The sequence below is a fragment of the Agrobacterium sp. CNPSo 2736 genome (genome assembly GCF_004005385.1).
Taxonomy (GTDB): domain Bacteria; phylum Pseudomonadota; class Alphaproteobacteria; order Rhizobiales; family Rhizobiaceae; genus Agrobacterium; species Agrobacterium leguminum.
Window position 1 is genome coordinate 95,046 of record NZ_RZTX01000007.1, and the last position, 23,244, is coordinate 118,289.

Here is a 23,244-nt window from a genome sequence, read left to right on the forward strand (position 1 = left end):
GTGATCGGATTATATTGCACTTATATGTATCGGTGTGACAGAGTGGATGCACCCTTCGGGGAGAATGCGAGAAAGAGCCTGCTGTGAGTAACATTGAAAGCCGTAAGCCCAGTGGCGAACCGAGATGGCTTGGTCCCGCCAGCCCGACGCGGATCGCCCTGATCCCGCCCATCTCGGCTGCGCGCTGGCTTCTCGTTCTCGTCGCCCTTGCCGGCATTTATTTCTTCCACGGCTTTCTCGTCCCCGTTCTCGCCGCTCTCGTCATCGGTTTCGCCAGCTGGCCGGTTTATACCCGGCTTCTGCGGCAGGTGGGCGGCAACACCACGCTCGGCGCCACCATCGCCATCATCCTCATCCTCGCCTTCCTCGTCGTGCCGATCTTCATCGCCGCCTCCTATACGGCAAGCGAAATCCGCGAATGGTTCGGCTGGGCGGTGCATGTCAACAAGACCGGCGCGCCCGTGCCGGACTGGATCGCGGCGCTGCCCGCCGTCGGCCCCTGGCTCGGCGAACAATGGGTGAAATATATCGGCACGCCGGGCGCCATCGGCGAGCTCATCCAGCTCGTCAGCGGCGCCAATATCGGCAATATCTACCGGGCGATCCTCGCCGCCGGCAACGGCGCGTTCCACCTGGTGCTGACCCTGCTGTTCATGCTGATCGCGCTGTTCTTCGTCTACCGCAACGGCGCGGGCTTCACCCGGCAGGTCGATCTGGTCGGCGAACGCATCCTGCCGACGCGGTGGGAACGCATTTCCCGCGTCGTGCCCGCCACCATCAGCTCCACGGTCACAGGCATGACGCTGATCGCCATCGGCGAAGGCATCATCCTCGGCATCGCCTACTGGATCGCCGGCGTGCCCTCGCCCGTCACGCTCGGCGTGCTCACCGGCGTCATGGCGCTCATTCCAGGCGGTGCGCCGCTCTCCTTTACGCTGGTGTCGATCTATCTCGTCGCCAGCGGCTCGCCCGCCCACGGGCTGGCGCTGTTCGTCTGGGGTTCGGTGGAACTCTTCATCGTCGACAAGACCATTCGCCCGAAACTCGTCGGCGGGCCGATCAAGCTGCCCTTCCTGCCCACCTTTTTCGGCCTCGTCGGCGGCGTCAAGACCATGGGCTTCCTCGGCCTCTTCATCGGCCCGGTGCTGATGGCGCTCCTGGTCGCGATCTGGCGCGAATGGGTGCGTGAGGTGGAAATCTCCGCCGCCGCCAGCGCTGAGGCTTCGCCGCCGCCCACGCAGGAAGACGCCATTGATGAGGTTGCCGCGCTCGAAGACAATAGCGAGGAAACGACCGCGTTTCGGAAAGCGGCGTTTTGATCGTTGAAGCCTGCGGGCGGACGCCTCGACGCTGGTGCCTATAGATAGTCCTTAAACTGCGCATCCGTCATGCTCGGGCCTGTCCCGGGCATCTGCTACCGGTTGATTCTACGATACGTGATTGGATCCTCGGCACGGGGCCGAGGATGACGTGCAGGAACGGCAAACTCGCGCCTTAGGCTTAAAGCACCTTCTCCATGAACAGGCTGAGCGGATCCGGCCTGTAGGGCGCAAAGGCCTCGATCTCCACAAACCCCGCCTTGCGGTAAAGACCGATCGCCTCCGGCTGGCTGATGCCGGTTTCGAGACGGATGGCGGAAAGGCCAAGCTCGGCGCCGCGCGCGACAAGCGTATCCATGATCAGCTTGCCGATCCGCAATCCCCGCGCTTCGGGATCGACGAACATGCGCTTGATCTCCGCCGTGCCGTCACCCGCCTCCACCAGCGCGCCGCAGCCGACGACGCGGCCATCGTGCCGGGCCACGAAAAACGAGACATTGTCCTGCTCAAGCGCGCCGATATCGACCAGATGATTACTCTCGGCGGGATAAAGCGAGGCCATATAGGCGTTGGAAAGGTCGATGAGGCGCAGAACCGCATCCTGCCGGGGTGTTTCAAGCTTGATTTCGGTGGCCAATGCGATGCCTGCCTTCTCTATAAAATGCGTATTTCGTCGTAATGTCACTGCAATCGGGATAGATGAGTTTCTAGAGCATAAATCCCGACAGAGGCAACACACACCATGAAAACAGCCCTCGTTCTCATGACCTTCCTTGGCTGCGACGACAGCGCCACCGATTGCCATTACCTCGCGACCTCGCAGCAGCGCTGGACGAGCATCGAACTGTGCGACGCCGTGTCGGAAAAGGAGCTGGAGCGTTACGCCAACGCACCTTATCCAGTAGTAGTAGCCGTGTGCCAGACACCGGGCGAACAGCCCCCGCAGACGGCCGGCGCGCAACCTCCCGCCTCGGCACCGGCCACGGCACCGCAGGCAACGGCGACTGTTACGCCGAAGGAGGAGGAAAGCCTCACCAGACAGGCAATCAGCCGCGTCAGCCGTATTCTGCCTTCCACCGAAGGCATAAAGCACCTTTTGGGGACACCGGTGAGGATGGTTGAAAACAGCTATTCGTGGATCGCCAAGCGGTTCGATAAGTGATTGCTAGGAACCGATCTTCCCTCATTCCTGTGCTTGTCACAGGAATCTAGCCAGCCCAAGTCCTTGGGCTGGAAAGACTCTACTCTCCGCGCAGACGCGCGTCGGCTGGATGCCTGTGACAAGCACAGGGATGAGGATGGGAGTGATCCTGCCCGGAAACATCGCAGCAGCGTCTTATAAAACCCCTCGGGGCCTCACGCCGCCTCGACCGTCAGCGCTTCCGCATAATACCGCGCCTTCTGCCGCTCTTCGGCGATGGAGAGCTTGCGCACGGCATGCAGCAGTTCGAACAGCGTTTCGGAACCGTTGACGTCGCGGAAATGCGCCAGCAGTTCCGCCGAGACGGAGGCCGCCACATCAGAGAGCTGCGAGCGGGCGGCACGGCGCCACATCAGCGTCGCCTCGATGAAGACGTCGACAACATCGCCGAAAAGACCGACCGACTGGAACAGCGCCTTCAAGGCATGCGGCCGCCCCGTCGCCAGAATGGCGCGCACCTTGCGGTCATCGAGACCGGAGAGATTGACCATGGCCGCCGTGAAGAATTCCAGCCGGCCCGAACAGACGGCATGGATGAGCAGCGCCGGCGTCAGCTCCAGCCGCTGGCGCAGATGCTCCACCAGCGCCGGCAGCTCCGGGGAGGAAACGCTGGCGGCGATAAGGATGGTGGCGGAATCTTCCGCCTCGCGGAAAAGACTGTCGGCGCGGTTGCGCGCGATCATCGCGTGAACCAGCCCGGAGCCTGCGAGAGCTTCGCTGATGCGGCCCATCAACAGGTGACGCGCATCGGCGGGCAGCGCTTCGCGGTGAAGCAGGAGGTCGCGAATATCGGCGTCCGAACCATGGCGCTCGGCGATGCGCCTGAGCGAAAACGGCGTGATGAAGGCATCGTCGTTTTCGAGCAGGATGATGGTTTCCGGCAGGTCGCCGACTTCGGCAAGCGCTGCGCAGACACCGCGCGGCAGGTCCGGCCTTGCGGCGATGAGGGATCGCGTCAGGCTTTCTCCACGCCCGGTGAGATCGACCAGATCGGCCTCACCGAGAACCGGCGAACGGGCAATGACGGTGCAGGCAATTTCGGGCTGGTCTTCGGCGAGCGAAACGAGAATGGCGCGCGGTGCATCATGGGCATCCGCCAGCGCTTCGGCAAGCGCCAGCCGCACACGCGGCGAAGGATCGTCGAGCAGATAGGTCATCGCCATATAGGCGGCATCGCGGTTCTCGCGCGCCATGTCGGACTGAAGATAGGCACGGCCGAGAGCATTGGCGGCTTTCGCCCGCTCGGTCGAGCCAGCCTTTTCAGACCAGCGAAGAAATGCCTGTACGATCACCTGAGCCTCGAAAACATTCGCAACAATGGATGGCGGCATCATCGCCGCCACCATGTATAAAACTCTAGGCGCAAATGGTTTACGTTTGGTTCACCATAAAAATTAACCGTAGCCGAAGACGGACTATATTTACGGCGCAGTAGAGGGGCGCTGCAGCTGGAATACATCGCTGCCGCCATCGCAGTAATCCATATAGCCCATGCGCGCCACGGGTCGCGACAGCCCCATATCGATGCGCCCGTCGCGAATGATCGTTTCATCGATATGGATCGCCATGACCTGTCCGATCACCATCCACGAATCCGCCGGCTGACCGTCAACGTCCTTAAGCTGCTGTATCTGGGTCACGCGGCACTCCAGAACCGCCAGCGCCTCGCCCACGAAAGGCGCATCCACCACCCGCCCATCGACGGCGGTGAGACCGGCAAGCTGGAACTCGTCGACATCATAGCCAACGGGTGCAGAAGACGCATTCATCCGGTCCACCAGATGGCGGCTGACGAGATTGGCGGTGAAGACGCCGGTTTCCTCGACATTGCGCAGGCTGTCCTTCCTGCCGCTGGAGGAGAACATCACAAGCTTTGGCCGGTCCGAAATCGCATTGAAGAAGGAATAGGGCGAGAGGTTGAGGGAACCGTCCCTGCCCTTCGATCCGATCCAGCCGATCGGACGCGGTGCGACGATGGCCTTGAACGGATCATGCGGCAGGCCGTGCTGATTGGTGTCCGTGGTGTAGAACATCAAACGTCCCCGACCCAGGTGACGACATCGGCAAGCTCCGGCCGCGGCCGCTCCACCGGTGGGAATGTCGTCGAGCCGATATGAATGAACCCGGCCACCTTCTCTTCCGCGCCGACCTCGATTTCCGCAAGAAATGCGGAATCGAAAGCAAACCATTCGGTCAGCCAGTTCGCTGCAAAACCGCTGGCATTGGCGGCGAAGATGAGGTTGAGGCACACAGCGCCGGCGGACATGACCTGTTCCCATTCCGGAATCTTGAAATGCGGCTTTGCGGTGCTGATGACGGCGATAACGACGGGCGCGCGGGTGAAACGCGTGCGTTCCGCTTCCTGCTGCTGCAGGTCCAGTTCCGGGTTCTTTTCAAGCGCAATCCTCAGCGCCGTCTCACCGAGACGCACGCGCTCCTCGCCGCGATAGACGACGAAACGCCAGGGGGCGAGCTTGCCATGGTCAGGCACGCGCACGGCAAGGCGCAGGATGTCCTCGATTTGCCCCTTCGAAGGCCCCGGCTCGGCAAGTTGCAGGGCCGGCGTGGAACGGCGAACCTTGAGATAATCGAGGAGCTTGATATCATTTGTCATGATCAAAAATCTTCCATTCTGCTGTCATCGCAAAAACATGGGCCTTGAAATAGCCACGGCATTGGTTTTGAAGTGATCCGGGAAAATCAAGAAGTCAATCGGTATCGAAAATGTCGGCAATCAAAATCGCGGCACGTCTGACCATTGCATGTGCCGTGCTTGGCCTTTTATCGCAAGCCGCTTTTTCGCAGGACGCATTCAAAGACTTCAAGCAGCTCGGCGGCACGCCGAAAATGCCGAAGCTGAACGCTTTCACCGCCCCTTCCGCACCCAACGCCCCGGAAAGCACCGCCCGCGATATCAACATGGAAGCCAAGCTGACCAGCGAAGGCGAAGCGGTGAAGGAAGGCCTGTCCTGGCGCGTCTTCAGCCCAATTCCCGGCGCGGACGGCAAATTGCCGATGCTGGCAAGTTCGGAAGGCGGCTCGGCGGAATTCCACCTGGTGCCGGGCGAATATTTCGTCAACGTCGCCTTCGGCCGTGCGGGCGTCACCAAGAAACTCAATGTCCCAACCTCCGGCAATGTGCAGAAACAGGTGCTGATTCTCGATGCCGGCGGCTTCGTGCTGAATGCGGTTGCGGGTTCCGACAAGCAGATTTCGGGCAACCAGCTCAAATTTTCCGTCTATTCGTCAGACGCCCGCCCCGATGGCGAGCGCGGCCTCGTCATGGCCGATATCAAGCCCAACACCATCGTGCGGCTGAATGCCGGCACCTATCACGTGGTTTCCGAATATGGCAACGTCAACGCGGTGGTGCGCGCCGACATCCAGGTGGAAGCCGGCAAGCTGACGGAAGCAACCCTCCAGCACCAGGCCGCGCAGATCACTCTCAAGCTCGTTTCCGAAGAGGGCGGCGAGGCCATTGCCGATACGGCCTGGTCGGTGCTGAACGGCGGCGGCGACGTGGTGAACGAAAGCGTCAGCGCCTTTTCGACCATGGTGCTGGCGGAAGGCGAATATACCGCCATCGCCCGCAACAAGGACAAGGTCTACCAGCGCAACTTCAAAGTGACGTCAGGTCGGGATTCGGATGTGGAAGTGCTGATGAAGGACCAGGCGCCGGAAGATATGACCGGGGATTTCGAGTAGGCTCCACAACAGCCACGGCGCCTTTTGGGTCTTTTCCCTGCCTTATGTACGGCGTCATCCTTGGGCTTGTCCCAAGGATCTAATCACGTCCAATTCAATCGAGACGTTGCAGATGCTCGGGACAGGCCCGAGCATGACGGAAGAGAGCTTTCAGGACTTCGCTCGCAAACAAAAACGGCCCCCGAAGGGGCCGTAACTGTTATCAGGCAACCTGCTTCTTCGCCGCGAGCTTGCGCTTCACATCCGGCGGCGTCGCCTCGTCGACGAGGCTCGTAATCGCATCTTCCAGCGACATCGGCGTCTGGTTCTGCGAACCGAGACGGCGAATGTTGACGGTGCGCTCTTCCGCTTCCTTGCGGCCGCAGACGATGATGACCGGAACCTTGGTCACCGAATGCTCGCGGATCTTGTAGTTGATCTTCTCGTTGCGGAAGTCGGTCTCGACCGCCATGCCCGCCTCGCGCAGCGCTTCAGCAACCTCACGGCCGTAATCATCGGCATCAGAGGTAATCGTCGCGACCACGACCTGAAGCGGCGCGAACCACAAAGGCATGTGACCGGCGAAGTTCTCGATCAGAATGCCGAGGAAGCGCTCCATGGAGCCGCAGATGGCGCGATGGATCATCACCGGCTGCGTCTTTTCGGAGTTCTGGTCGATATAAAAGGCGCCGAAACGTTCCGGCAGGTTGAAGTCCACCTGCGTCGTGCCGCACTGCCATTCACGGCCGATGGCGTCCTTCAGCGTATATTCGAACTTCGGCCCGTAGAAAGCGCCCTCACCCGGCAGAATGCCGGTCTTGATGCGGCCTTCGGACTGCTCTTCGATAGTCTTCAGAACGTCCATCATCACGCTTTCGGCGCGATCCCAGAGGTCGTCGGAACCGACGCGCTTTTCCGGGCGCGTGGAGAGCTTGACGACGACTTCGCTGAAACCGAAATCCTCATAGACGGACAGGATCAGGTCGTTGATGCGCAGGCATTCCGCCGCCATCTGCTCTTCCGTGCAGAAGACATGCGCATCGTCCTGCGTGAAGCCGCGAACGCGCATCAGGCCATGCAGCGCGCCCGAAGCCTCGTAACGATGCACGGTGCCGAATTCCGCAAGGCGGACGGGCATTTCGCGGTAAGACTTCAAGCCATGCTTGAAGATCTGAACGTGACCCGGGCAGTTCATCGGCTTCAAGGCGAAAACGCGCTGATCGGCTTCCTCGTCATCGGGATGGGTGAAGGCATGGGCGGATTTCACCGCAAACATGTTTTCCTGATACCAGCCCCAGTGACCGGAGGTTTCCCACAGCGACTTGTCCAGCACCTGCGGCGCATTGACTTCCTGATAGGTATTGGCGAGCCGGCGGCGCATATAGGCCGTCAGCGTCTGGAACATGCGCCAGCCCTTGCCGTGCCAGAAGACGACGCCCGGGCCTTCTTCCTGGAAATGGAACAGGTCCATTTCGCGGCCGAGGCGGCGGTGGTCGCGCTTTTCGGCTTCCGCCAGCACGTGAAGATAATTGTCCAGCTCTTCCTGCGTCGCCCAGGCAGTGCCATAGATGCGCGACAGCATCGCATTGTTGCTGTCACCGCGCCAATAGGCGCCAGCCACCTTCATCAGCTTGAAGGCCGTGCCGATCTGCCCCGTGGAGGCCATATGCGGGCCACGGCAAAGATCGAACCAGTCGCCCTGATAATAGATCTTCAGGTCCTGACCTTCCGGAATGGCATCGACCAGCTCGACCTTGTAGTTCTCGCCCTTGGCGGCAAAAACTTGCCTGGCCTTTTCGCGCGACCAGATTTCGCGGGTAAACGGCTTGTTGCGCAGAATGATTTCCTTCATGCGCTTTTCGATCTTCGGCAGATCTTCCGGCGTGAAGGGCTCGTTCTTGGCGAAGTCGTAATAGAAGCCGTTCTCGATGACAGGGCCGATCGTCACCTGCGTGCCGGGCCAAAGCTCCTGCACGGCCTCAGCCATGACGTGGGCGGCATCGTGGCGGATGAGTTCCAGCGCACGACCGTCTTCACGCGTGACGATCTCGATTTTGCCATCGGTGATGGTCTCGGACAAATCGCGCACGGTGCCGTCAAGCGCAATGGCGACAGCCTTCTTGGCAAGCGATTTGGAGATGGATTCGGCGACCTCGCGGCCGGTCGTACCGGCGGGGTAACTGCGCACGGATCCATCGGGAAATGTAAGGGAAACAGCTTCAGACATTGTCGAATCTCCTGTCCAGTCCCGCCAACGAATGCGGGTGGTGTTGGAATAATGATTTGCCCGCGACAAGCGGACAGGCAGGCTGATAAAGGCTTTTGCCATTGCAGTCAAAGGCGAAGGATAGCTCAGCGAAGCATTTGCGCGAGACCATTGACCGTATTGGCGTTGCGGGTGGTGCCGATACCGAGCCTTTTGGTGGTCAGCACGGAAAGCAGCCTGCTCTCGCTCGGCTTGCCGCAAAAATCGATCCATAGATCGCCGCCGGCGAGAGCGATCTTTTCCCTCCCGCGGTATTTCTCCAGCAATTCGAGGACGCCGTTGTCCAGCGGCGCCCGCATCACCCGAACGCAGACATCAGGCGGATTGCCCTGGGCGAAGGGATTGTCCGCCGCCAGTTTCAGCCAGTCGCCGCCCGAACGAACGAGAATATCGACATGTTTGCCGAAGCGGTCTTCGAAGGCGCGCTCCAGCCTGTCCTCAATCTCACGAACAGGTGCAGCCCCGGCGCGAAAAACCAGATTTCCAGTCGCGACCAGCGTTCTGCATTCGGCAAATCCCAGCTCTTCCGCCAAGGCCCTGAGATCGGCCATGACGAGCCGCTTGCCTGCGCCGAGCACGATGCTGTGCAGCAGGGCCACATAGTCATTCATCGATGCAGGCTCCAGTAACGCCACGGCATCCACCAGCGCCTGCGGCCATCGAGCACTTCCGGCACCGGGTCCAGCCCGCTGGTGCCGCCCGGCCCGCAGCGCGCGACGCGAAACAGCGTCATCCATCCGCCGGCCCAAAGCCCGTGTCGGGCAATGGCTTCATAGCCATATTCGGAACAGGTGGGGATATGGCGGCAGGAATTTCCGATGAAGCCGGAAAGTGTGAGCTGATAAAGCCGGATGAAACCGACGCCCAGAAGCCGCCCCGGCGTTTTGGCAAAGCTGCCCGTCCAGTTGCGGGATCGGCCCGCTTTTTCCGCCGTCTGCTGGTGCCGGCAGCCCGGTTCGCCGCACATCGCCTAACCCGCGGCGTTGAGAGCCGGCCGTCCCTCGATCTGGTCGAGCGCATCGACCACCGCTTCGAAGGTCAGCATGGTGGAAGCGTGGCGGGCCTTGAAATCGCGGACGGGCTGAAGCACCCGCATATCCTCGAAACGGCCCGTCGGCCCCTCACCGTCCTGTTTCAGCATGGCGAGCATGTCTTCCCGCGCCTGCCGGATTTCGCCGCTGGAAGCCCCGATGATGTGGTGCGCCATGATGGAGGCGGAGGCCTGGCCGAGCGCGCAGGCGCGAACCTCATGCGAAAACGCGGTCACGATGCCGCCTTCGACCTTCAGATAGACCTTGAGCTTGGAGCCGCACAGCCGGGAGTGTTTCTCGGCGCTGGCGTCGGCATCCTCAAGAACGCCGATGAGCGGAATATTCCCGGCAAAGTCCAGAATGCGATTATTGTAGATATCGTCCATCGTCGGTGCCCGGCGCGCTCAAGATTGCCCAAAAACAGGACAGGTCAAATTTTTCAAACACAGCGTTTGTCGCAGTGAAGCTTTCCTGCCCTTCATTCTCATTATATGCTAACGAGCTTTCTGGACATCAAGCCGTGATGAAATTAGCGGCTCCGATACCGAAATAACAGCATCGGTCTTGCCAAAATGCTGTAAAACAACCACATAGCAGCAACTGCGAACAAGAGTTCGCGATGAAAAACGAATTCAGGTGCGGCCTTTACCCGCATCGGGAGAGACGGAATGGATGCGATCGTGAAGAATTTCCCCGGCGCTGGCGCAAAACCCGACGTGGCAGAAGCTCGCCCAAGCCAGGCCGAAGCGGAAGAAGCAGTGCGCGTTCTTCTGCGCTGGGCAGGAGAAAATCCCGCCCGCGAAGGACTTCTGGATACGCCGAAGCGTGTCGCCAAGGCCTATCGCGAGCTTTTTGCCGGTTATGAGCTGAACGTTCAGGACGTGCTCGGCACGACCTTCGAGGAAGTCGGCGGTTATGACGATGTTGTGCTGGTGCGCGACATCCCGTTCTTCTCCCATTGCGAACACCATATGGTGCCGATCGTCGGCAAGGCGCATGTCGCCTATCTTCCGGCGGGCCGCGTGCTCGGCCTTTCGAAGATCGCCCGCGTCGTCGAAATCTTCGGCCGCCGCCTGCAGACGCAGGAAAACATGACCGCGCAGATCGCCAGATCGATCGAGGAAACCCTGAAACCGCGCGGCGTGGCCGTCATGATCGACGCCGAACATATGTGCATGTCCATGCGCGGCGTAAACAAGCAGGGGTCGACGACGCTGACCACCAGCTTTACCGGCACGTTCAAGAACGACCCGGCCGAACAGGTGCGCTTCATGACCATGGTGCGGAACCGCTAGGCGCTGGACCGAAGGCCGTCAGGCGGTTTTCGGAAAATCCGATGCGCAAGAAAATCCAGAGTGGCGGAAGCAAATCCGTTTATCCGCCGCTCCAATCGTTCCGCCAGTTGATTTTCCGGGGTTACCATGTCCATTCCCTTTCCATCCGCCCCTGCGGATAAGGAAGTGCTCGAAAACGCAGGTCTTTTTTCGCCGAAATTCGATGCTCACGGCCTCGTCACCGCCGTTGTCACCGATGCCCGTGACGGCGAGTTGCTGATGGTCGCCCATATGAATGCGGAAGCCCTGTCGCTGACGCTGGAGACCGGCATCGCCCATTATTACAGCCGTTCGCGCGACAAGATCTGGAAGAAGGGCGAAACATCAGGCAATCTGCAGACGGTGAAGGAATTCCGCACCGATTGCGATCAGGACGCCGTGTGGCTGAAGGTCTCCGTCGCCGGCCACGACGCCACCTGCCACACCGGTCGCCGCTCCTGTTTTTATCGCACGGTCGAACTCTCCGAGGGCCAGGCGGTGACGAAGATCACCGACGATACCCGCCATTTCGATCCGGCGACCACCTATTCCGCAACTTGAACGGCCACCTTCCATCGGCCGCACCAATTTGCTACCAATATAGCGGGTTCCGGGGATAGGACGGAGCCTGACGGAACTGGCAGGGAGTGCGGTCATGTTGGGATGGGGAAATCGTCACAATCATCTTGCGGCAGGAAATCCCGAAGCCACCGGCAATGAGCCGCCCGTCACCCAGATCGTCGACAAACACCGGATAGCGCTCGCCCTTGGCGGCGGTGCGGCCCGCGGCTGGGCCCATATCGGCGTTCTGCGGGCGCTGGATGAGGCCGGCGTGAAGATCGGCATGATCGCCGGCACCTCGATCGGCGCACTGGTGGGCGGTTGTTATCTCGCCGGCAAGCTCGATGAGCTGGAGGAATTCGCCCGTTCGCTGACGATGCGCCGCATTGCCGGTCTGCTCGATCTGACAATCGGCGGCGGCGGCCTTTTTGGCGGCATGCGGCTGACAAAGCGCATGCAGGAGCATCTCGAAGGTCTGCGCGTCGAAGATCTCGACCATCCCTTCATTGCCGTCGCCACGGAGCTGCGCACCGGCCACGAAGTGTGGATTCATCAGGGCGACCTCGTCACCGCGCTGCGTTCATCCTATGCCCTGCCCGGCATTTTCGAACCCGTGCAGTGCAACGGCCGCACGCTGATTGACGGCGCGCTCGTCAATCCCGTGCCGGTTTCCGTCTGCCGCGCCTATGAGCAGGCGCTGGTCGTCGCGGTCAATCTGAATTACGACCTCTTCGGCCGCTCCGCCGTGGTCAAGCACGCCGCCTCGCCATCGCATGGCGGCGTAGCACCGGGTGTGGAAAGCCCGCCGCGTCCCGGCCTGCCGGGCGTCATGGTGCAGGCCTTCAACATCATCCAGGACCGGATTTCACGCTCGCGCCTGGCGGGCGATCCTCCCGACCTGATGATGCACCCCCGCATCAACGATATCGGCCTCTCGGAATTCCACCGCGCCAGCGAAGCCATCGACCGGGGATATGAGGAAACACGCTCCCGCATTCCGGAGCTTGAGCGCATGCAGCAGGCGTTCCGGCGCTAGCGCCCTGCTTTAAAGCACGAAACGGATAGATGAAACGCCCAGCCGTGGTGAGACCATGTATTGGTATATCTCAATCCTGCCCCCGACCGACGAAAACACACTGTGCGACACGAATCGATTGATCGGGTTTCTGGAAGAACAACCTGAACTCAAACGGACAAACGATGTCACCTTTGCGTCGGCGGAGGGTCAGCCGTGGATCGACATCACCATCGTGAAAGGAACGGCCGATGGCAACTGGTCAAGCGGCGGCGAATTGATTTCACAGTTCAATCGGGTTGAAATCGTCTGCGCCGATCATCCACAGCGAGACTTCTACGTGGAAATATCCACCAAAATAGCCGACTTTCTTCAATGGCGATACGTGACGGAAGGCGATGTATGAGTCCCGGCCCGGACTGAAGCTTTTCCAGCCATTGCACGCCGGGACGCAGGATCATCCGGCAATATAGGCCTTGATGTGCTCCGCTTCGGCTTCGATCTCGCCAATCCGCGCCTTTACCACGTCACCGATGGAAATGATGCCGGCAAGGCGGCCGTTCTCTTCAACCGGCACATGCCTGAAGCGCCCGCCCGTCATGATTTCCATCAACTCATCGGTGGTGGAATTGTGATGACAGCGAATGACATTCTTGGTCATGGCCACCGACACGGATTGCTGGAGGGAAGCGGCACCCTGGCCCGCCACGGCCTTTACGAGATCGCGCTCCGTGAAAATGCCGAGAACGACGCCATCGCCATCGGTCACGACAACGGAACCGATCTTATGCGCGTGCAGCGTTCCCGCCGCCTCGCCGATGCTGACCTCAGGACCGACAGTCACGACGTCCCGGCCCTTGCGGTCGAGAAGATCCTTTACGAATGTTGGCATGCCTTCCTCCTCTTTTCAGCGATACGCAGCGCCGCAGTCTCCCCCGGCGGTTGCAAATCAGGGGATATGGTGCGCTGAGGTCGGCATGAATGCAATCCCGGATGGGACGCGCGAAAGCAAATTTGCGCCACGGCCGACAAGGAGCGTGATCGGCTCAGACCAGTCTTCTATCGAAAAGCCCGAAGAACAGGAAACCGAGCAGAAAGCCGAAGACGTGCGCATCCCAGGCAATTTCACCGCCGACATCGCCGAATAGCGGCACGCCGACCGCGATCAGCACATTGCCGAACAGCCACATCAGCGTGAAGATCAGCACGGTGCGGTTGGAAAGCGCCCCAAGAATGCTCTGCCGCGGCATCAGATGGCCGAAGGAGGCGCTATATCCGCCACGTGCCGGGAAAGCGAAGCGGCAGGCCGCCCCCATCAGCGCCGAAACCACACCCGACGCCCCGATCAGCACCGTCACATCGCCCCAGTTCAGCGCCGCATGACCGAAGGCGGAAACGGCGGCGGAAATGCACCATAACAGCACGAAGCGCACTGTTCCGATCCGGCGCAGAACGGGCGCTCCGAAGGCCATCAGCCACAATCCGTTAAAGAGAATGTGCTCGATGCCGCCATGCAGGAAAGAATAGGTCACCGGCGTCCAGAGCCATTCCAGCCCCTGCTGGGAAAACGGCACCGCATAACGTAGCGGAATGAAGCCGAAGGTGAAGATGAACCAACCATTACCTTCCTCCGACAGAAGATAGGCGGGAACGACATAAGCGACGATCAGCGCGGCCAGAATGCCGACCAGCAGCGATGGCAGGTTGAAGACGGGATTGTTCGTGTCGTCTTTCGGCTCCGGCGTTTCCGAAACCGGCGGCTGTTCGCCGTCCCCATAGGACATGATCCCATCCCTGTCTTGGTCGAATTTTGCGTTCCCCGAGCAATATAGGAAGCCCGAACGAAAAAAAAGCCGTCCCGCCCTTGAAGCGCTCGACGCCCAAACCGCTATCGGCAAGGACGCCGGGCCGCGGGCGGTCCGGCTTGCGGGCTCGCCTTAAAATAACAGGCGACGCCATCGAATTGTGCTGACGGAGCTTTCCCCGACATGGCCGCTCCGATGCCACGACTATCGCCACCGGGCAATATCAACCCTTTGTTAACCTTAACAAATCCGCTTGGCACGAAAATCGCTACACCTCCAGATACAGACGTTCGGATGGACATGATGTCCCAAAAACGAACATGGAGAGATGCTATGAAGAGCATGGCCGGACTGGACATATATGCCTATTGGGATGAACTGCGCGGCAAACGATCGGCCCCGCGACGCGAGGACATCGATCCCGCAAAGCTGAAACATCACCTTGGCGATCTTTTTATCCTCACGGACAAGGGAGAGAACACCCCGTTCTTCCGCCTTGCCGGTACTCGTCTTTGCGATCTGTTCGGCCGGGAATTGCGGGATCGCCCATTTTCGGAATTGTGGCAGCCGGCAAATGCCGTCTTCCCCTGCCGTGTCGCGCGCGGCATCCTGCACCACCAGTTGCCCGTGGTCTTCGATGTCGAGGCGGAGGACAGCTATGGCGCGGCACCGCTGGCATTCGAAATGCTGCTCCTGCCGCTGCGCACCGATCCCGACGCCGCCCCAAGGCTGCTCGGAGCGCTGCTTGCGGAGCGGCCACGACACGAATTCGCCGCGCCCATCCAGTGCCTGTCCATGCAAAGCAGCCGCCTGCTGCGCCTGGACATCGCACCGGCAGGGTATCCGGTGAACAAGGGGGCCGAGGATACACCGCGCGCCGAAAGCTGCTGACGGACCTGTTCCAACGCTCCCCGCCCCTCCAGGAGAGGTCCGGCAGCACCGGAATCTCAAAAAAATACGTCAGAACTGTAACGATATTGCCGATCAGAAAAATTGTAGAGATTAAACAATACAGTCTGTTAACTCGCGCAAGGTAGAAACTTACCGTCATCATTCATTACAATTGCGCTGCCCATGTTTTCGTCCCGCTCGGTCAACACCGCCCAAATCCTGCGTCCGGTTGAGGAAGCTCATCTCGACGACGCCGTCCGTGTGTCCTTCACCGGCCGCCTGATGTTGCCCGACCATGAAGAATATGATTGCACCGCGACCGAGATGACCGCCGAAAGGGCGCAGTTCACCTGCTCGGGCATTGCCCGCCACGGTGACCGCGTCATCGCCTATCTCCAGCATATCGGCCGGATCGAAGGCACGGTGACATCGCTCACCGCATCGGGCTTCCTCATCGCCATCAACGCGCCGGAGCGCAAGCGGGAAAAACTCGCCGCGCAGCTCGCCTGGATCGCCAAGCGCCAATTGCTCGGCCTGCCGGAAGACCGTCGCCACGACCGCCTGACGCCGCGCAATGCGAGAGCACAGCTCGTTCTGGAAGACGGCGTGCTCGTCGCCTGCCGGCTGATCGACCTTTCCCTGTCGGGTGCGGCAATCGAGATCGAAAACCGGCCGCCGCTCGGAAGCCGGGTCCAGCTCGGCAAGAACATGAGCGGCAAGATCGTGCGCCACTTCATGGAAGGCGTCGCCGTCGAATTCGACCGCGTCCAGTCGCCCGACGCACTGATCGAATTTCTCTAAGCAGTTCCACCCGGACACGGCAGGTTTTGCGCCCGTAAGAATGCGTACGGCATTTTTGGCACGTTTTGCGCTCGCCCCAATCGCATAATTGCGAAGATTCCCGGACGGCGCCTTGGCGGTCTATGCTCTGTCTTCGCCCATATCGGGTTCACCAGCCGCTCCTGGCGTCAGGTGCTTTATTCCCACTTCTCGCTACCGAACTCCCATTTTCATACCCTGACGCCTATGGCATGCGGCAGACCGACCTGGATCCACCATAATCGGTAAAAAGGATGAGCGCGGCGGAACATGTTGCGCCCTTGGCCAGATCATCAACGGCACGAAAATCGCGCCGCAAAACTTTTTTCCAGAAAAAAATGCAGTTTTTTTGAAGTTTTTTTGTCGCTTTTTCCGGCCTGTACCAGCCTGAAACAGCCATCCCAAAACGGGAAATCCACCTCTTCGCCACGCGCCACAAGCCGGCCGCGCGCGACCACGGAAACCGCAGGACGCGGAAAACCGCTGTCAATACAGCGGTCTAGATGGCTACCAAAAACCTAAAGCCAGGATGCGTAAAATTGTAATAAAATTTGCTTTAAACACGCATAAAAACTAGTTCGAATACAGTTCAAAACAACGGCTAATTTGCTGAAATTTAAGCTCAAATTGCGCTTCGCAAATTTCCGCCGGGTCAAAATATACCTGCGAATGTCTCCTCACCACGGGGAGACAAGCAATGAACAAGAACAACCGTTTCGTTTTCACTCTGATCGCATTCATCGTCAGCGCCTTCGCGCATCAGGCAAGCGCCTCGCCGGCCGCCGTCATGCGCGTCATCGGCAAGGCCAATCCGCCGATCGGCCACTATGAATTCTGCCAGACCTATCAGAGCGAATGCCAGCCGACCTCGCTGGACAACGGCCCGATGAAGCTGACCGAAGAGCGCTGGAAGACGATGCTCGACGTCAACTACACCGTCAACACCACCATCACGCCGATGACCGACATGGAAATCTATGGCGTCGAAGAACGCTGGGCCTATCCCACCACGGTCGGCGATTGCGAAGACTTCGTGCTCCTGAAGCGCAAGATGCTGATGAACAAGGGCTTCTCTGCCTCCAACCTCTTGATCACCGTGGTTCTGCAGCCGAATGGCGAAGGCCATGCCGTTCTGACCGTCCGCACCGATCGTGGCGATTTCGTTCTCGACAACATGCGCAACAAGGTCATGAACTGGTCGGAAACCGAATATACCTACCTGAAGCGCCAGGACACCGCCAATCCCGGCCGCTGGGTCAAAATTCAGGATGGTCGCGCCACCAATGCGGTCGGCGGCATCAACTAACCGCACGACCGACCCGTCTCCCCAAATGAAAAAGCCGGCTCCGCAAGGGGCCGGCTTTTTCATGTTCAAATCCGTTAAGCGTCAGAGCAGCCCAAGCTCCGCCAGTTCCCGCCTGAGATCGGAAGGCATGTCCTCGCCGCCCGTGCCGCCGCCGAGATCGCGGGGCGCCTCGTCGTCCTTCAGGTAACGCCAGCCCTGAAACGGGCGCTTCGGCGCAGGTGAGGTTTCGATGACCTCCGGGCCGAGAATGAGATCGCAGCGGGAGATACCGTCTTCGCCCTTGAAGGAGCGGATATCGAGAAGTTTCTGCCGCGCCTGAACCTGCCCCTTGATGACCCAGTAGAGCGAACCGCCGTCGAGCAATTCCTCGACACGTTTCGGGATCATGCGGGTGGTGTGGACGCTATGCGGCTCGAGGCCCGCGGCAATTGCAGTCAGAGCACGATGCGCGACCCAGTCTCTCAAGTCCTGGATTGAATCCGCGCCAACGCAAAGTTTGATGAGATGTAAAGGCATGGTTCTATCAATGCCTTTTTGCGGCGGGCGTCAAGCATGGCAACAATGCCTGACGCCCTGCCCGTTCAGCACTCCACAACGTTCACGGCAAGGCCGCCCGTGGAGGTTTCCTTGTATTTCTCGCTCATGTCGTTGCCGGTCTGGCGCATGGTCTCGATACAGGCATCGAGCGGCACGAAATGCTGGCCGTCGCCCTTCAGCGCCAGAGAGGCCGCCGTCACCGCTTTCACCGCGCCCATGGCATTACGTTCGATGCACGGCACCTGCACAAGCCCGGCAATCGGATCGCAGGTCATGCCGAGATGATGCTCGAGCGCGATCTCGGCGGCATTTTCCACCTGTTCCGGCGATCCGCCCATGACCGCGGCAAGGCCTGCCGCCGCCATGGCGGAAGCCGAACCCACCTCGCCCTGACAGCCCACTTCCGCGCCTGAAATCGAGGCATTGTGCTTGATGATGCCGCCAATGGCGGCCGCCGTCAGCAAAAAGTCGCGCACGTCATCGACGCTCGCATCCTCATGGAAATGCCGGAAATATCTGACGGTGGCCGGAACGACGCCTGCCGCACCGTTGGTCGGCGCAGTCACCACGCGGCCGCCGGCGGCATTTTCCTCGTTCACGGCCATGGCGTAAACGCTCAGCCAGTCATTGGCCATGACCGGGTTCAGCCGGTTGCTGCGCCATTCCGCATTCAGCTTCTCGTAAATGGAGCGGGCGCGGCGGCGCACCTTCAGGCCGCCAGGCATGATGCCGTCCACTTTCAGACCGCGCTCGATGCAGCCGTTCATCGCTTCCCATATCTGGTCGAGACGCTCGTTCAGCTCCTCGCGGGAAACCACCGTCTCCTCGTTGGCCCGCTTCATCTGGGCGATGGTGCGGCCGGAACGGGCCGCCATATCCAGCATCTCCCGCGCGGTGGCGAAGGGATAAGGCACGCGCGGACCGTTATCGATGGTCTTGCCGCGCTGCTTGATCGCCTCCAGCTCCGTATCGGTCACGACGAAACCGCCGCCGACGGAATAATAGATGCGCTTGATGAGCAGCCTGCCCTGATTGTCGAAGGCGGAAAAGGTCATGCCGTTGGCATGGCCGGGCAGCGGGTTCTTCTTGTCGAAGACCAGATCTTCGGCCGGGCGGAACACATAGGACGGATGGCCGGGCGGCGTCACGGCACCGGCCTTTTCCACCGTCTCGATGATGGCGTCCATCGCATCGGGGTCGACAATATCCGGCCGTTCGCCGGTGAGACCGAGGATCACGGCACGCCCGGTACCGTGGCCGATGCCGGTAAAGGCGAGCGAGCCATGCAGACTGACCTTCAGTTGCGCAACGGCCGCGCCTGCCGGCCGCGGCCACTCATCGCTGAGGATCAGCGCCAGAAAGCGGTTGGCTGCCGTCATCGGCCCCATCGTATGGGAGCTCGAAGGACCGATACCGATCTTGAAGACGTCAAAGACCGAAAGAAACATGAAGTTCGCCTTGAATAAGAATGGATTCCACCACCATCATATCCAAAGCCGAAACGGATCGCCACAAAAGAGCGTCAGCGGTTTGCGCAGCTGCGACATAATTGCCTTCAAACGAAAACAGCACGGTTTCCAAAGGAAAACCGCGCCGTTTCAAAACCCGTCATTCAGGAGAGATGCTTATGGGCTGCCAAAAATGTACGTCAATGCGAGAAAAGCGGCAAAGCCTGCAAGTGCGCGCAAGGTGACGCCCCAGCAGGATTTCTGAGCGGTTTCTTCCATGATTACTCCAGCTATTCACTCTCCGGGGGATCTTCAAGACCCGGCCCGTTGAGGCAAGCATTTATTAAAATCCGGCGGCGAAGGCAAATGCAAAAAGCGGCTAAATGAAGGCGTTTTCGACAGGCTGCCATTCGCCCCGTGCATAGGTATGTGAAAAAACAAGGTGTTAGCGTGAGGCCCGCATAAGCGCCATTTTAGGCTTCGCCGCAATTTAGGCTAAAGTGTAACCGTTATTTAAAGCTTTCCTACAAACACCTGTTGAAAACCCCGCCAGCCAAACACCTTGCGGTCGAATTTCTTGCGCTAAAGCGCCGCGCCTTGAAAGGCTGCCAGTGCTGCTTTATCCACGATGACAACGGCAACGATGCGAGTCACCCCATGCAGCAGGCATCCTCCTTTCCTGATCGCGAAACGGTCGCGTCGAAACTCACTTCGCTTGCAAGCGAGGATAAAGCCTGGGTGCTGCTGTTGATGGAAAACGCCCTGCAGGACGAGAACCTGCTGGCTGGCCTCAATCTTTATCTCGACCAGCAGACCAATGCCCGCTTCCTCAACAGCCTGAAGCTGGAAACGACCGGCGAATGGCTTGGCGGCAATGCCCCTGCCCGGCTGCAGATCCGCATCACGGAAACCGCAAGGGCGAGCCAGCACCCCGCTTTTCTCGCCTTCCGCAAGGGGCTGACGGCATCGGCCGGTCTCGAAAAAGCCTATCCCAAGGCGTCGATCTGATCGTTCAGGTTAATCCGGCACCCTGTCGACAACGGCGATGATCGGCCCCATCGGAAACAGCGAGTCCCGCCTTTTCATTGCGGGAATATCGACGCTGGATATGGTGCCGTCGAGATAGAGCGCATTCGGCGCGTCCAGCACATCCCTGAACAGCGTGGCGAAATCGTAAAAGCGCACGGTATTTTCCGAAATGGCGAAATGCACCATGCCATCGCGGGAAACGCCGACGCCGTTACGCCGCTTCAGGCTGTCGCTATCGGGCAGAAAACGCGGATGCAGCTTGCCATCGATGACGAGCATCGGCCCGGATTGCGTGGCGAAATCCGGTTTTACGCCGGCCGCCAGATAGGCCTGCGTTTCCAGCACGCCGGCCGCAGTCCCCTTCAGATAAAACACGCCATTGGGCAGAAGATGAAAATTGCCCCAGCCGCCGCCGGTGCTGATCGGCGAGCGTTCGATGCCATTTTCGATAAAGAGCCCGACGGGGGAATAGTCCGAATGGTACATGCCGCCATTCATGGCAAAGACGCTGAACATGTGCTGCCGCCACAGCGCCGAGGAGAGAGCGGCAAAGGAGCCATATCCCTGGCCGGAGACATGATCGCGGTCGTAAATACGGATGGTGCTTTTTGCCGGATCGAAACTGCAGACGGTATAACGACCGCCCGCATGGTCCATGATCCTGCAGAAATCCGCCTGCCCGCCGGCCTGAGCCGAAAACGGCAACAGCAATGGCAACAGTAGCTTGGCCAGTCTTTTCATCGATCCGTTCATGCCCGCCCCGTGATTCTCGTCCGGGCACATTCGCAGGAAAATTCGGACAAAGAAAAGGCGTCACCCGTGTTTCAGGATGACGCCGGACCTTTAAGGGGAGATGTTGTCAGCGACGTGCGGCGCGGTCCACATTGCGGCCGGCATCCTGCGTCGCGTCGACGGCGTTCGCCGTGTCCCGACCCATGCCGCGAATGGTGTTACCGCAGGAGCTCAGGGTGACAACGGTCAACAAAGCCACGAAAACGGTCGAAAGAATGCGTGTGATCATGTGAAACTACTCCCCTATGACTTGCCGTCCAAAGGCAAGTACCGATGTGATATGCGTCACAATAACGTGAGTCCCAAAAATCCGTTCCAGCGGCATTTCAAAAAATCCTGTCGATGAAAATTAACATGGTTTTGAAGTTCACGCGTGAAACTCGGCGTCTGGATCATGGCTTAGGAAAATCCCGTGGGTGATATGACTGACATCAACAATCGGCTTCTGGTGATGACGGCTGGCGGGGTGAACCCCAATGTCATGATCAATGCGCTGGCGGCCCGATTTCCCGACATCCATGTTTTCATGGAGCAGCCGGAAAGCAAGTCGGTCATTCTCAGGCGGCGCGCGCGAAGGCTCGGCTGGATTGTCGCTGCGGGCCAGATGGCGACGATGATCGCCTCGCGGCTCGGCAAACGCTTCACGGTTCGCAGAAGCGATGCGATCATCGCCGAACACGGCCTTTCTCCCGATCTCCATCACAGCCTCCCCGTCACCCAATTCGCCTCGCTCAACGATGAGGAATGCCGCAAGGCCGCCAATCTGCTGAAACCGGCGGCGATCTTCACCATTTCCTGCCGCCTGCTGACGCCGACCACGCTTCAGGCCCTGCAATGCCCGGTCATCAATTTCCACGCCGGCATCAACCCCGCCTATCGTGGGCAGATGGGCGGATACTGGGCGCTGGTGGAAAAAGACCGCGGCAATTTCGGCGCGACCGTGCATATGGTCGACAAGGGCGTGGATACCGGCGCCACGCTCTACGAGAAGCGGCTGAAACCATCCCCTTCCGACACGATCGCCACCTATCCGCTGCTTTTGACCGCCGCTTCGGTGGATATCGCCGTCAGCGCCATCGAGGACGCCCTTTCCGGCAGCCTCGCGCCGCAGCCGCCCTCACCCGGCAAATCGGTACTGCGCTTCCCGCCGACCATCTGGACATGGCTTTGGAACGGCCTGACGAAACGGATATGGTGAAACCGCGCGTCAGGGGATTGGGGCCGAGCTTCGTCGCAGATGCAAGCCTGTCTTGCCGCAACAGGCACAGACTTCGCGATAAAATAGGTGCATGATAATAAAAAGGATCACGCACAAATTGCCCGATATTTCCACCGCTTCCATCATTCCCGCCTCCATCGAAGCCTCGCCCGCGCAGGTGCTTGGCTCGACCGACCTTGCCGGTCTCTTTCCGCAGGGTGTGCGCGTCTATCTCACCGACACTGGAGCGGCCTCGCAGGAAAGGGTCGTCGAAGCCGCAGGACATTTGCGCGACCTCGGTTACGAGCCGGTGCCGCATCTTGCAGCGCGGCGCATCCCCTCCCGCGCAGCGTTTGAGGAACAGGTAAAACGCCTTGCCGGAGAAGCGGGCGTAACCGATGTTCTGGTTGTCGGCGGCGGCGTGGACCGGCCGGCCGGCTCCTTCGCATCCAGCATGGACATGCTGTCCACCGGCATTTTCGACCGTTGCGGCATAAGACAGATCGCCATCGCCGGCCACCCGGAAGGCAGCCCGGATTTCAACGACGAAACGGCGATGGCCGCACTCAGGCTGAAACGCGATTTTGCCGAAAGAAGCGATGCCGCAATGCGCATCGTCACCCAGTTCGGTTTCGATCCCGCGCGTTTCATCGCCTGGGCGGAAGGGTTAGCGGCGTCAGGCATCGAGCTTCCGGTGCATATCGGCGTTTCCGGCCCGGCCAAGATCACGACGCTTCTGAAATATGCCGCGCTCTGCGGCGTCGGCAATTCCATCGCCTACCTCAAGAAGAACGCGCTTTCGCTGACGACGCTCGCCAAGGGCCATTCACCGGAAAGCATCGTCGGACCCATCGAGCGGCACTGGCAGGCCAATCCGCAAGGGCCGATCCGGCAAATTCACGTCTTCCCCTTCGGCGGATTGCAGAATTCGGCTGACTGGCTGGTCAAGCGTGGAAGCTGGCAAACCGGCGCGGTGGACCGTTCGGCATCGCCGGATTCGATGGCGGGCTAAAAACCGCGATTCTAACG

29 protein-coding genes are annotated in these 23,244 nt (G+C 60.0%); 14 read left to right on the top strand and 15 right to left on the bottom strand.

The features are described 5' to 3' along the window. Positions 1-83: 83 nt before the first annotated feature. The gene (locus EM858_RS13945; protein ID WP_127756944.1) at positions 84-1,319 is read left to right on the top strand and encodes an AI-2E family transporter; all 1,236 of its coding nucleotides are present in this window, start codon (positions 84-86) and stop codon (positions 1,317-1,319) included. A gap of 181 nt (positions 1,320-1,500) precedes the next feature. Here EM858_RS13945 and EM858_RS13950 read toward each other — a convergent pair whose 3' ends face one another. Further along, the gene (locus tag EM858_RS13950; protein ID WP_127756945.1) at positions 1,501-1,956 is read right to left on the bottom strand and encodes a GNAT family N-acetyltransferase; all 456 of its coding nucleotides are present in this window, start codon (positions 1,954-1,956) and stop codon (positions 1,501-1,503) included. A 105-nt stretch (positions 1,957-2,061) separates the two neighbouring features. Here EM858_RS13950 and EM858_RS13955 point away from each other — a divergent pair, with 105 nt between their 5' ends. Further along, complete coding sequence (locus EM858_RS13955) at positions 2,062-2,481, top strand: hypothetical protein (RefSeq protein WP_127756946.1); 420 nt, start codon at positions 2,062-2,064, stop codon at positions 2,479-2,481. A 194-nt stretch (positions 2,482-2,675) separates the two neighbouring features. Here the strand turns inward: EM858_RS13955 and EM858_RS13965 are convergent, their stop codons facing one another. The 3 genes from EM858_RS13965 to EM858_RS13975 form a co-directional block, all read right to left on the bottom strand. Next, entirely contained in the window at positions 2,676-3,866 is a 1,191-nt protein-coding gene (locus tag EM858_RS13965) for a DUF2336 domain-containing protein (protein WP_127756947.1), read from the bottom strand. A 75-nt stretch (positions 3,867-3,941) separates the two neighbouring features. Beyond that, positions 3,942-4,553, bottom strand: a complete 612-nt coding sequence (locus EM858_RS13970) for a flavin reductase family protein (protein WP_127756948.1) — start codon at positions 4,551-4,553, stop codon at positions 3,942-3,944. Beyond that, positions 4,553-5,134: a nitroreductase gene (locus tag EM858_RS13975; RefSeq protein ID WP_059760236.1), complete on the bottom strand. Its 582-nt coding sequence runs from the start codon at positions 5,132-5,134 to the stop codon at positions 4,553-4,555. The genes EM858_RS13970 and EM858_RS13975 overlap by 1 nt, the downstream gene beginning before the upstream one ends. 110 nt (positions 5,135-5,244) lie before the next feature. Between EM858_RS13975 and EM858_RS13980 the strand changes: the two genes are divergently transcribed. Then, the gene (locus tag EM858_RS13980) at positions 5,245-6,225 is read left to right on the top strand and encodes a hypothetical protein (RefSeq protein WP_003523389.1); all 981 of its coding nucleotides are present in this window, start codon (positions 5,245-5,247) and stop codon (positions 6,223-6,225) included. 202 nt (positions 6,226-6,427) lie between these two features. Here the strand turns inward: EM858_RS13980 and thrS are convergent, their stop codons facing one another. The 4 genes from thrS to EM858_RS14000 form a co-directional block, all read right to left on the bottom strand. Beyond that, positions 6,428-8,431, bottom strand: coding sequence for a threonine--tRNA ligase (gene thrS, locus EM858_RS13985; RefSeq protein WP_127756949.1), 2,004 nt, complete (start codon positions 8,429-8,431; stop codon positions 6,428-6,430). Between the two features lie 125 nt (positions 8,432-8,556). Next, the gene (locus EM858_RS13990; protein WP_127756950.1) at positions 8,557-9,081 is read right to left on the bottom strand and encodes a DUF1697 domain-containing protein; all 525 of its coding nucleotides are present in this window, start codon (positions 9,079-9,081) and stop codon (positions 8,557-8,559) included. Further along, positions 9,078-9,437 carry a membrane protein insertion efficiency factor YidD gene (gene yidD, locus EM858_RS13995; protein ID WP_003523392.1) on the bottom strand — a complete coding sequence of 120 codons (360 nt, stop codon included), beginning with the start codon at positions 9,435-9,437 and terminating at the stop codon, positions 9,078-9,080. The genes EM858_RS13990 and yidD overlap by 4 nt, the downstream gene beginning before the upstream one ends. 3 nt (positions 9,438-9,440) lie before the next feature. Further along, entirely contained in the window at positions 9,441-9,887 is a 447-nt protein-coding gene (locus EM858_RS14000) for an iron-sulfur cluster assembly scaffold protein (RefSeq protein ID WP_003523393.1), read from the bottom strand. 282 nt (positions 9,888-10,169) lie between these two features. Here EM858_RS14000 and folE point away from each other — a divergent pair, with 282 nt between their 5' ends. From folE to EM858_RS14020, 4 genes are all read left to right on the top strand, one after another. Further along, positions 10,170-10,796 (top strand): GTP cyclohydrolase I FolE, encoded by a 627-nt coding sequence (gene folE, locus EM858_RS14005; protein WP_003495569.1) that lies wholly within the window; start codon positions 10,170-10,172, stop codon positions 10,794-10,796. 126 nt (positions 10,797-10,922) lie between these two features. Continuing rightward, complete coding sequence (gene hisI, locus EM858_RS14010) at positions 10,923-11,375, top strand: phosphoribosyl-AMP cyclohydrolase (protein ID WP_127756951.1); 453 nt, start codon at positions 10,923-10,925, stop codon at positions 11,373-11,375. 94 nt (positions 11,376-11,469) lie between these two features. Further along, positions 11,470-12,411 (top strand): patatin-like phospholipase family protein, encoded by a 942-nt coding sequence (locus tag EM858_RS14015; protein ID WP_127756952.1) that lies wholly within the window; start codon positions 11,470-11,472, stop codon positions 12,409-12,411. A 55-nt stretch (positions 12,412-12,466) separates the two neighbouring features. Next, complete coding sequence (locus EM858_RS14020) at positions 12,467-12,796, top strand: hypothetical protein (RefSeq protein WP_127756953.1); 330 nt, start codon at positions 12,467-12,469, stop codon at positions 12,794-12,796. 51 nt (positions 12,797-12,847) lie between these two features. On the opposite strand, the gene EM858_RS14025 is transcribed toward EM858_RS14020, so the two are convergent. Together EM858_RS14025 and EM858_RS14030 are read right to left on the bottom strand one after the other, a co-directional pair. After that, entirely contained in the window at positions 12,848-13,282 is a 435-nt protein-coding gene (locus EM858_RS14025; protein ID WP_080816834.1) for a CBS domain-containing protein, read from the bottom strand. A gap of 154 nt (positions 13,283-13,436) precedes the next feature. Beyond that, the gene (locus EM858_RS14030) at positions 13,437-14,174 is read right to left on the bottom strand and encodes a rhomboid family intramembrane serine protease (RefSeq protein ID WP_003523400.1); all 738 of its coding nucleotides are present in this window, start codon (positions 14,172-14,174) and stop codon (positions 13,437-13,439) included. Between the two features lie 354 nt (positions 14,175-14,528). Between EM858_RS14030 and EM858_RS14035 the strand changes: the two genes are divergently transcribed. Continuing rightward, a complete protein-coding gene (locus tag EM858_RS14035; protein WP_164865427.1) occupies positions 14,529-15,086 on the top strand; it encodes a PAS domain-containing protein in 558 nt (185 codons plus the stop codon). A 183-nt stretch (positions 15,087-15,269) separates the two neighbouring features. Then, a complete protein-coding gene (locus EM858_RS14040) occupies positions 15,270-15,887 on the top strand; it encodes a PilZ domain-containing protein (RefSeq protein WP_003508056.1) in 618 nt (205 codons plus the stop codon). 223 nt (positions 15,888-16,110) lie between these two features. Here EM858_RS14040 and EM858_RS14045 read toward each other — a convergent pair whose 3' ends face one another. Beyond that, entirely contained in the window at positions 16,111-16,395 is a 285-nt protein-coding gene (locus EM858_RS14045; RefSeq protein WP_236774680.1) for a hypothetical protein, read from the bottom strand. Between the two features lie 207 nt (positions 16,396-16,602). Between EM858_RS14045 and EM858_RS14050 the strand changes: the two genes are divergently transcribed. Further along, positions 16,603-17,211 (top strand): transglutaminase-like cysteine peptidase, encoded by a 609-nt coding sequence (locus EM858_RS14050; RefSeq protein ID WP_035260634.1) that lies wholly within the window; start codon positions 16,603-16,605, stop codon positions 17,209-17,211. Between the two features lie 81 nt (positions 17,212-17,292). Here EM858_RS14050 and EM858_RS14055 read toward each other — a convergent pair whose 3' ends face one another. Then, entirely contained in the window at positions 17,293-17,727 is a 435-nt protein-coding gene (locus EM858_RS14055) for a DUF1489 family protein (protein ID WP_127756955.1), read from the bottom strand. A gap of 65 nt (positions 17,728-17,792) precedes the next feature. Beyond that, entirely contained in the window at positions 17,793-19,196 is a 1,404-nt protein-coding gene (locus tag EM858_RS14060) for an L-serine ammonia-lyase (protein WP_059760254.1), read from the bottom strand. Here EM858_RS14060 and EM858_RS27120 point away from each other — a divergent pair. Both EM858_RS27120 and EM858_RS14070 read left to right on the top strand, forming a co-directional pair. Beyond that, a complete protein-coding gene (locus EM858_RS27120) occupies positions 19,195-19,461 on the top strand; it encodes a hypothetical protein (protein ID WP_162935857.1) in 267 nt (88 codons plus the stop codon). The two genes, EM858_RS14060 and EM858_RS27120, sit on opposite strands and share 2 nt — an antisense overlap. 392 nt (positions 19,462-19,853) lie before the next feature. Continuing rightward, on the top strand, positions 19,854-20,204 hold the full coding sequence (locus EM858_RS14070; protein WP_127756956.1) for a hypothetical protein: 351 nt from the start codon (positions 19,854-19,856) through the stop codon (positions 20,202-20,204). Positions 20,205-20,213: 9 nt separating this feature from the next. Here the strand turns inward: EM858_RS14070 and EM858_RS14075 are convergent, their stop codons facing one another. Together EM858_RS14075 and EM858_RS14080 are read right to left on the bottom strand one after the other, a co-directional pair. Continuing rightward, a complete protein-coding gene (locus EM858_RS14075) occupies positions 20,214-20,978 on the bottom strand; it encodes a phosphodiester glycosidase family protein (RefSeq protein WP_127756957.1) in 765 nt (254 codons plus the stop codon). Between the two features lie 106 nt (positions 20,979-21,084). Beyond that, a complete protein-coding gene (locus EM858_RS14080) occupies positions 21,085-21,246 on the bottom strand; it encodes an entericidin A/B family lipoprotein (protein WP_003495552.1) in 162 nt (53 codons plus the stop codon). 192 nt (positions 21,247-21,438) lie between these two features. On the opposite strand from EM858_RS14080, the gene EM858_RS14085 reads away from it, so the two are divergent. Next, entirely contained in the window at positions 21,439-22,215 is a 777-nt protein-coding gene (locus tag EM858_RS14085; RefSeq protein WP_127757060.1) for a formyl transferase, read from the top strand. 91 nt (positions 22,216-22,306) lie between these two features. Continuing rightward, a complete protein-coding gene (locus tag EM858_RS14090) occupies positions 22,307-23,227 on the top strand; it encodes a methylenetetrahydrofolate reductase (protein ID WP_127756958.1) in 921 nt (306 codons plus the stop codon). Positions 23,228-23,244: the final 17 nt, after the last annotated feature.

Bases quoted from the DNA above. Each gene is read 5' to 3' on its own strand.
- EM858_RS13955 (WP_127756946.1), top strand. From the start codon at position 2,062: ATGAAAACAGCCCTCGTTCTCATGACCTTCCTTGGCTGCGACGACAGC.
- EM858_RS13965 (WP_127756947.1), bottom strand. From the start codon at position 3,866: ATGGTGGCGGCGATGATGCCGCCATCCATTGTTGCGAATGTTTTCGAG.
- EM858_RS13970 (WP_127756948.1), bottom strand. From the start codon at position 4,553: ATGTTCTACACCACGGACACCAATCAGCACGGCCTGCCGCATGATCCG.
- EM858_RS13975 (WP_059760236.1), bottom strand. From the start codon at position 5,134: ATGACAAATGATATCAAGCTCCTCGATTATCTCAAGGTTCGCCGTTCC.
- EM858_RS13980 (WP_003523389.1), top strand. From the start codon at position 5,245: ATGTCGGCAATCAAAATCGCGGCACGTCTGACCATTGCATGTGCCGTG.
- thrS (WP_127756949.1), bottom strand. From the start codon at position 8,431: ATGTCTGAAGCTGTTTCCCTTACATTTCCCGATGGATCCGTGCGCAGT.
- EM858_RS13990 (WP_127756950.1), bottom strand. From the start codon at position 9,081: ATGAATGACTATGTGGCCCTGCTGCACAGCATCGTGCTCGGCGCAGGC.
- yidD (WP_003523392.1), bottom strand. From the start codon at position 9,437: ATGTGCGGCGAACCGGGCTGCCGGCACCAGCAGACGGCGGAAAAAGCG.
- EM858_RS14000 (WP_003523393.1), bottom strand. From the start codon at position 9,887: ATGGACGATATCTACAATAATCGCATTCTGGACTTTGCCGGGAATATT.
- folE (WP_003495569.1), top strand. From the start codon at position 10,170: ATGGATGCGATCGTGAAGAATTTCCCCGGCGCTGGCGCAAAACCCGAC.
- hisI (WP_127756951.1), top strand. From the start codon at position 10,923: ATGTCCATTCCCTTTCCATCCGCCCCTGCGGATAAGGAAGTGCTCGAA.
- EM858_RS14015 (WP_127756952.1), top strand. From the start codon at position 11,470: ATGTTGGGATGGGGAAATCGTCACAATCATCTTGCGGCAGGAAATCCC.
- EM858_RS14020 (WP_127756953.1), top strand. From the start codon at position 12,467: ATGTATTGGTATATCTCAATCCTGCCCCCGACCGACGAAAACACACTG.
- EM858_RS14025 (WP_080816834.1), bottom strand. From the start codon at position 13,282: ATGCCAACATTCGTAAAGGATCTTCTCGACCGCAAGGGCCGGGACGTC.
- EM858_RS14030 (WP_003523400.1), bottom strand. From the start codon at position 14,174: ATGTCCTATGGGGACGGCGAACAGCCGCCGGTTTCGGAAACGCCGGAG.
- EM858_RS14035 (WP_164865427.1), top strand. From the start codon at position 14,529: ATGAAGAGCATGGCCGGACTGGACATATATGCCTATTGGGATGAACTG.
- EM858_RS14040 (WP_003508056.1), top strand. From the start codon at position 15,270: ATGTTTTCGTCCCGCTCGGTCAACACCGCCCAAATCCTGCGTCCGGTT.
- EM858_RS14050 (WP_035260634.1), top strand. From the start codon at position 16,603: ATGAACAAGAACAACCGTTTCGTTTTCACTCTGATCGCATTCATCGTC.
- EM858_RS14055 (WP_127756955.1), bottom strand. From the start codon at position 17,727: ATGCCTTTACATCTCATCAAACTTTGCGTTGGCGCGGATTCAATCCAG.
- EM858_RS27120 (WP_162935857.1), top strand. From the start codon at position 19,195: ATGAAGTTCGCCTTGAATAAGAATGGATTCCACCACCATCATATCCAA.
- EM858_RS14060 (WP_059760254.1), bottom strand. From the start codon at position 19,196: ATGTTTCTTTCGGTCTTTGACGTCTTCAAGATCGGTATCGGTCCTTCG.
- EM858_RS14070 (WP_127756956.1), top strand. From the start codon at position 19,854: ATGCAGCAGGCATCCTCCTTTCCTGATCGCGAAACGGTCGCGTCGAAA.
- EM858_RS14075 (WP_127756957.1), bottom strand. From the start codon at position 20,978: ATGAACGGATCGATGAAAAGACTGGCCAAGCTACTGTTGCCATTGCTG.
- EM858_RS14080 (WP_003495552.1), bottom strand. From the start codon at position 21,246: ATGATCACACGCATTCTTTCGACCGTTTTCGTGGCTTTGTTGACCGTT.
- EM858_RS14085 (WP_127757060.1), top strand. From the start codon at position 21,439: ATGACTGACATCAACAATCGGCTTCTGGTGATGACGGCTGGCGGGGTG.
- EM858_RS14090 (WP_127756958.1), top strand. From the start codon at position 22,307: ATGATAATAAAAAGGATCACGCACAAATTGCCCGATATTTCCACCGCT.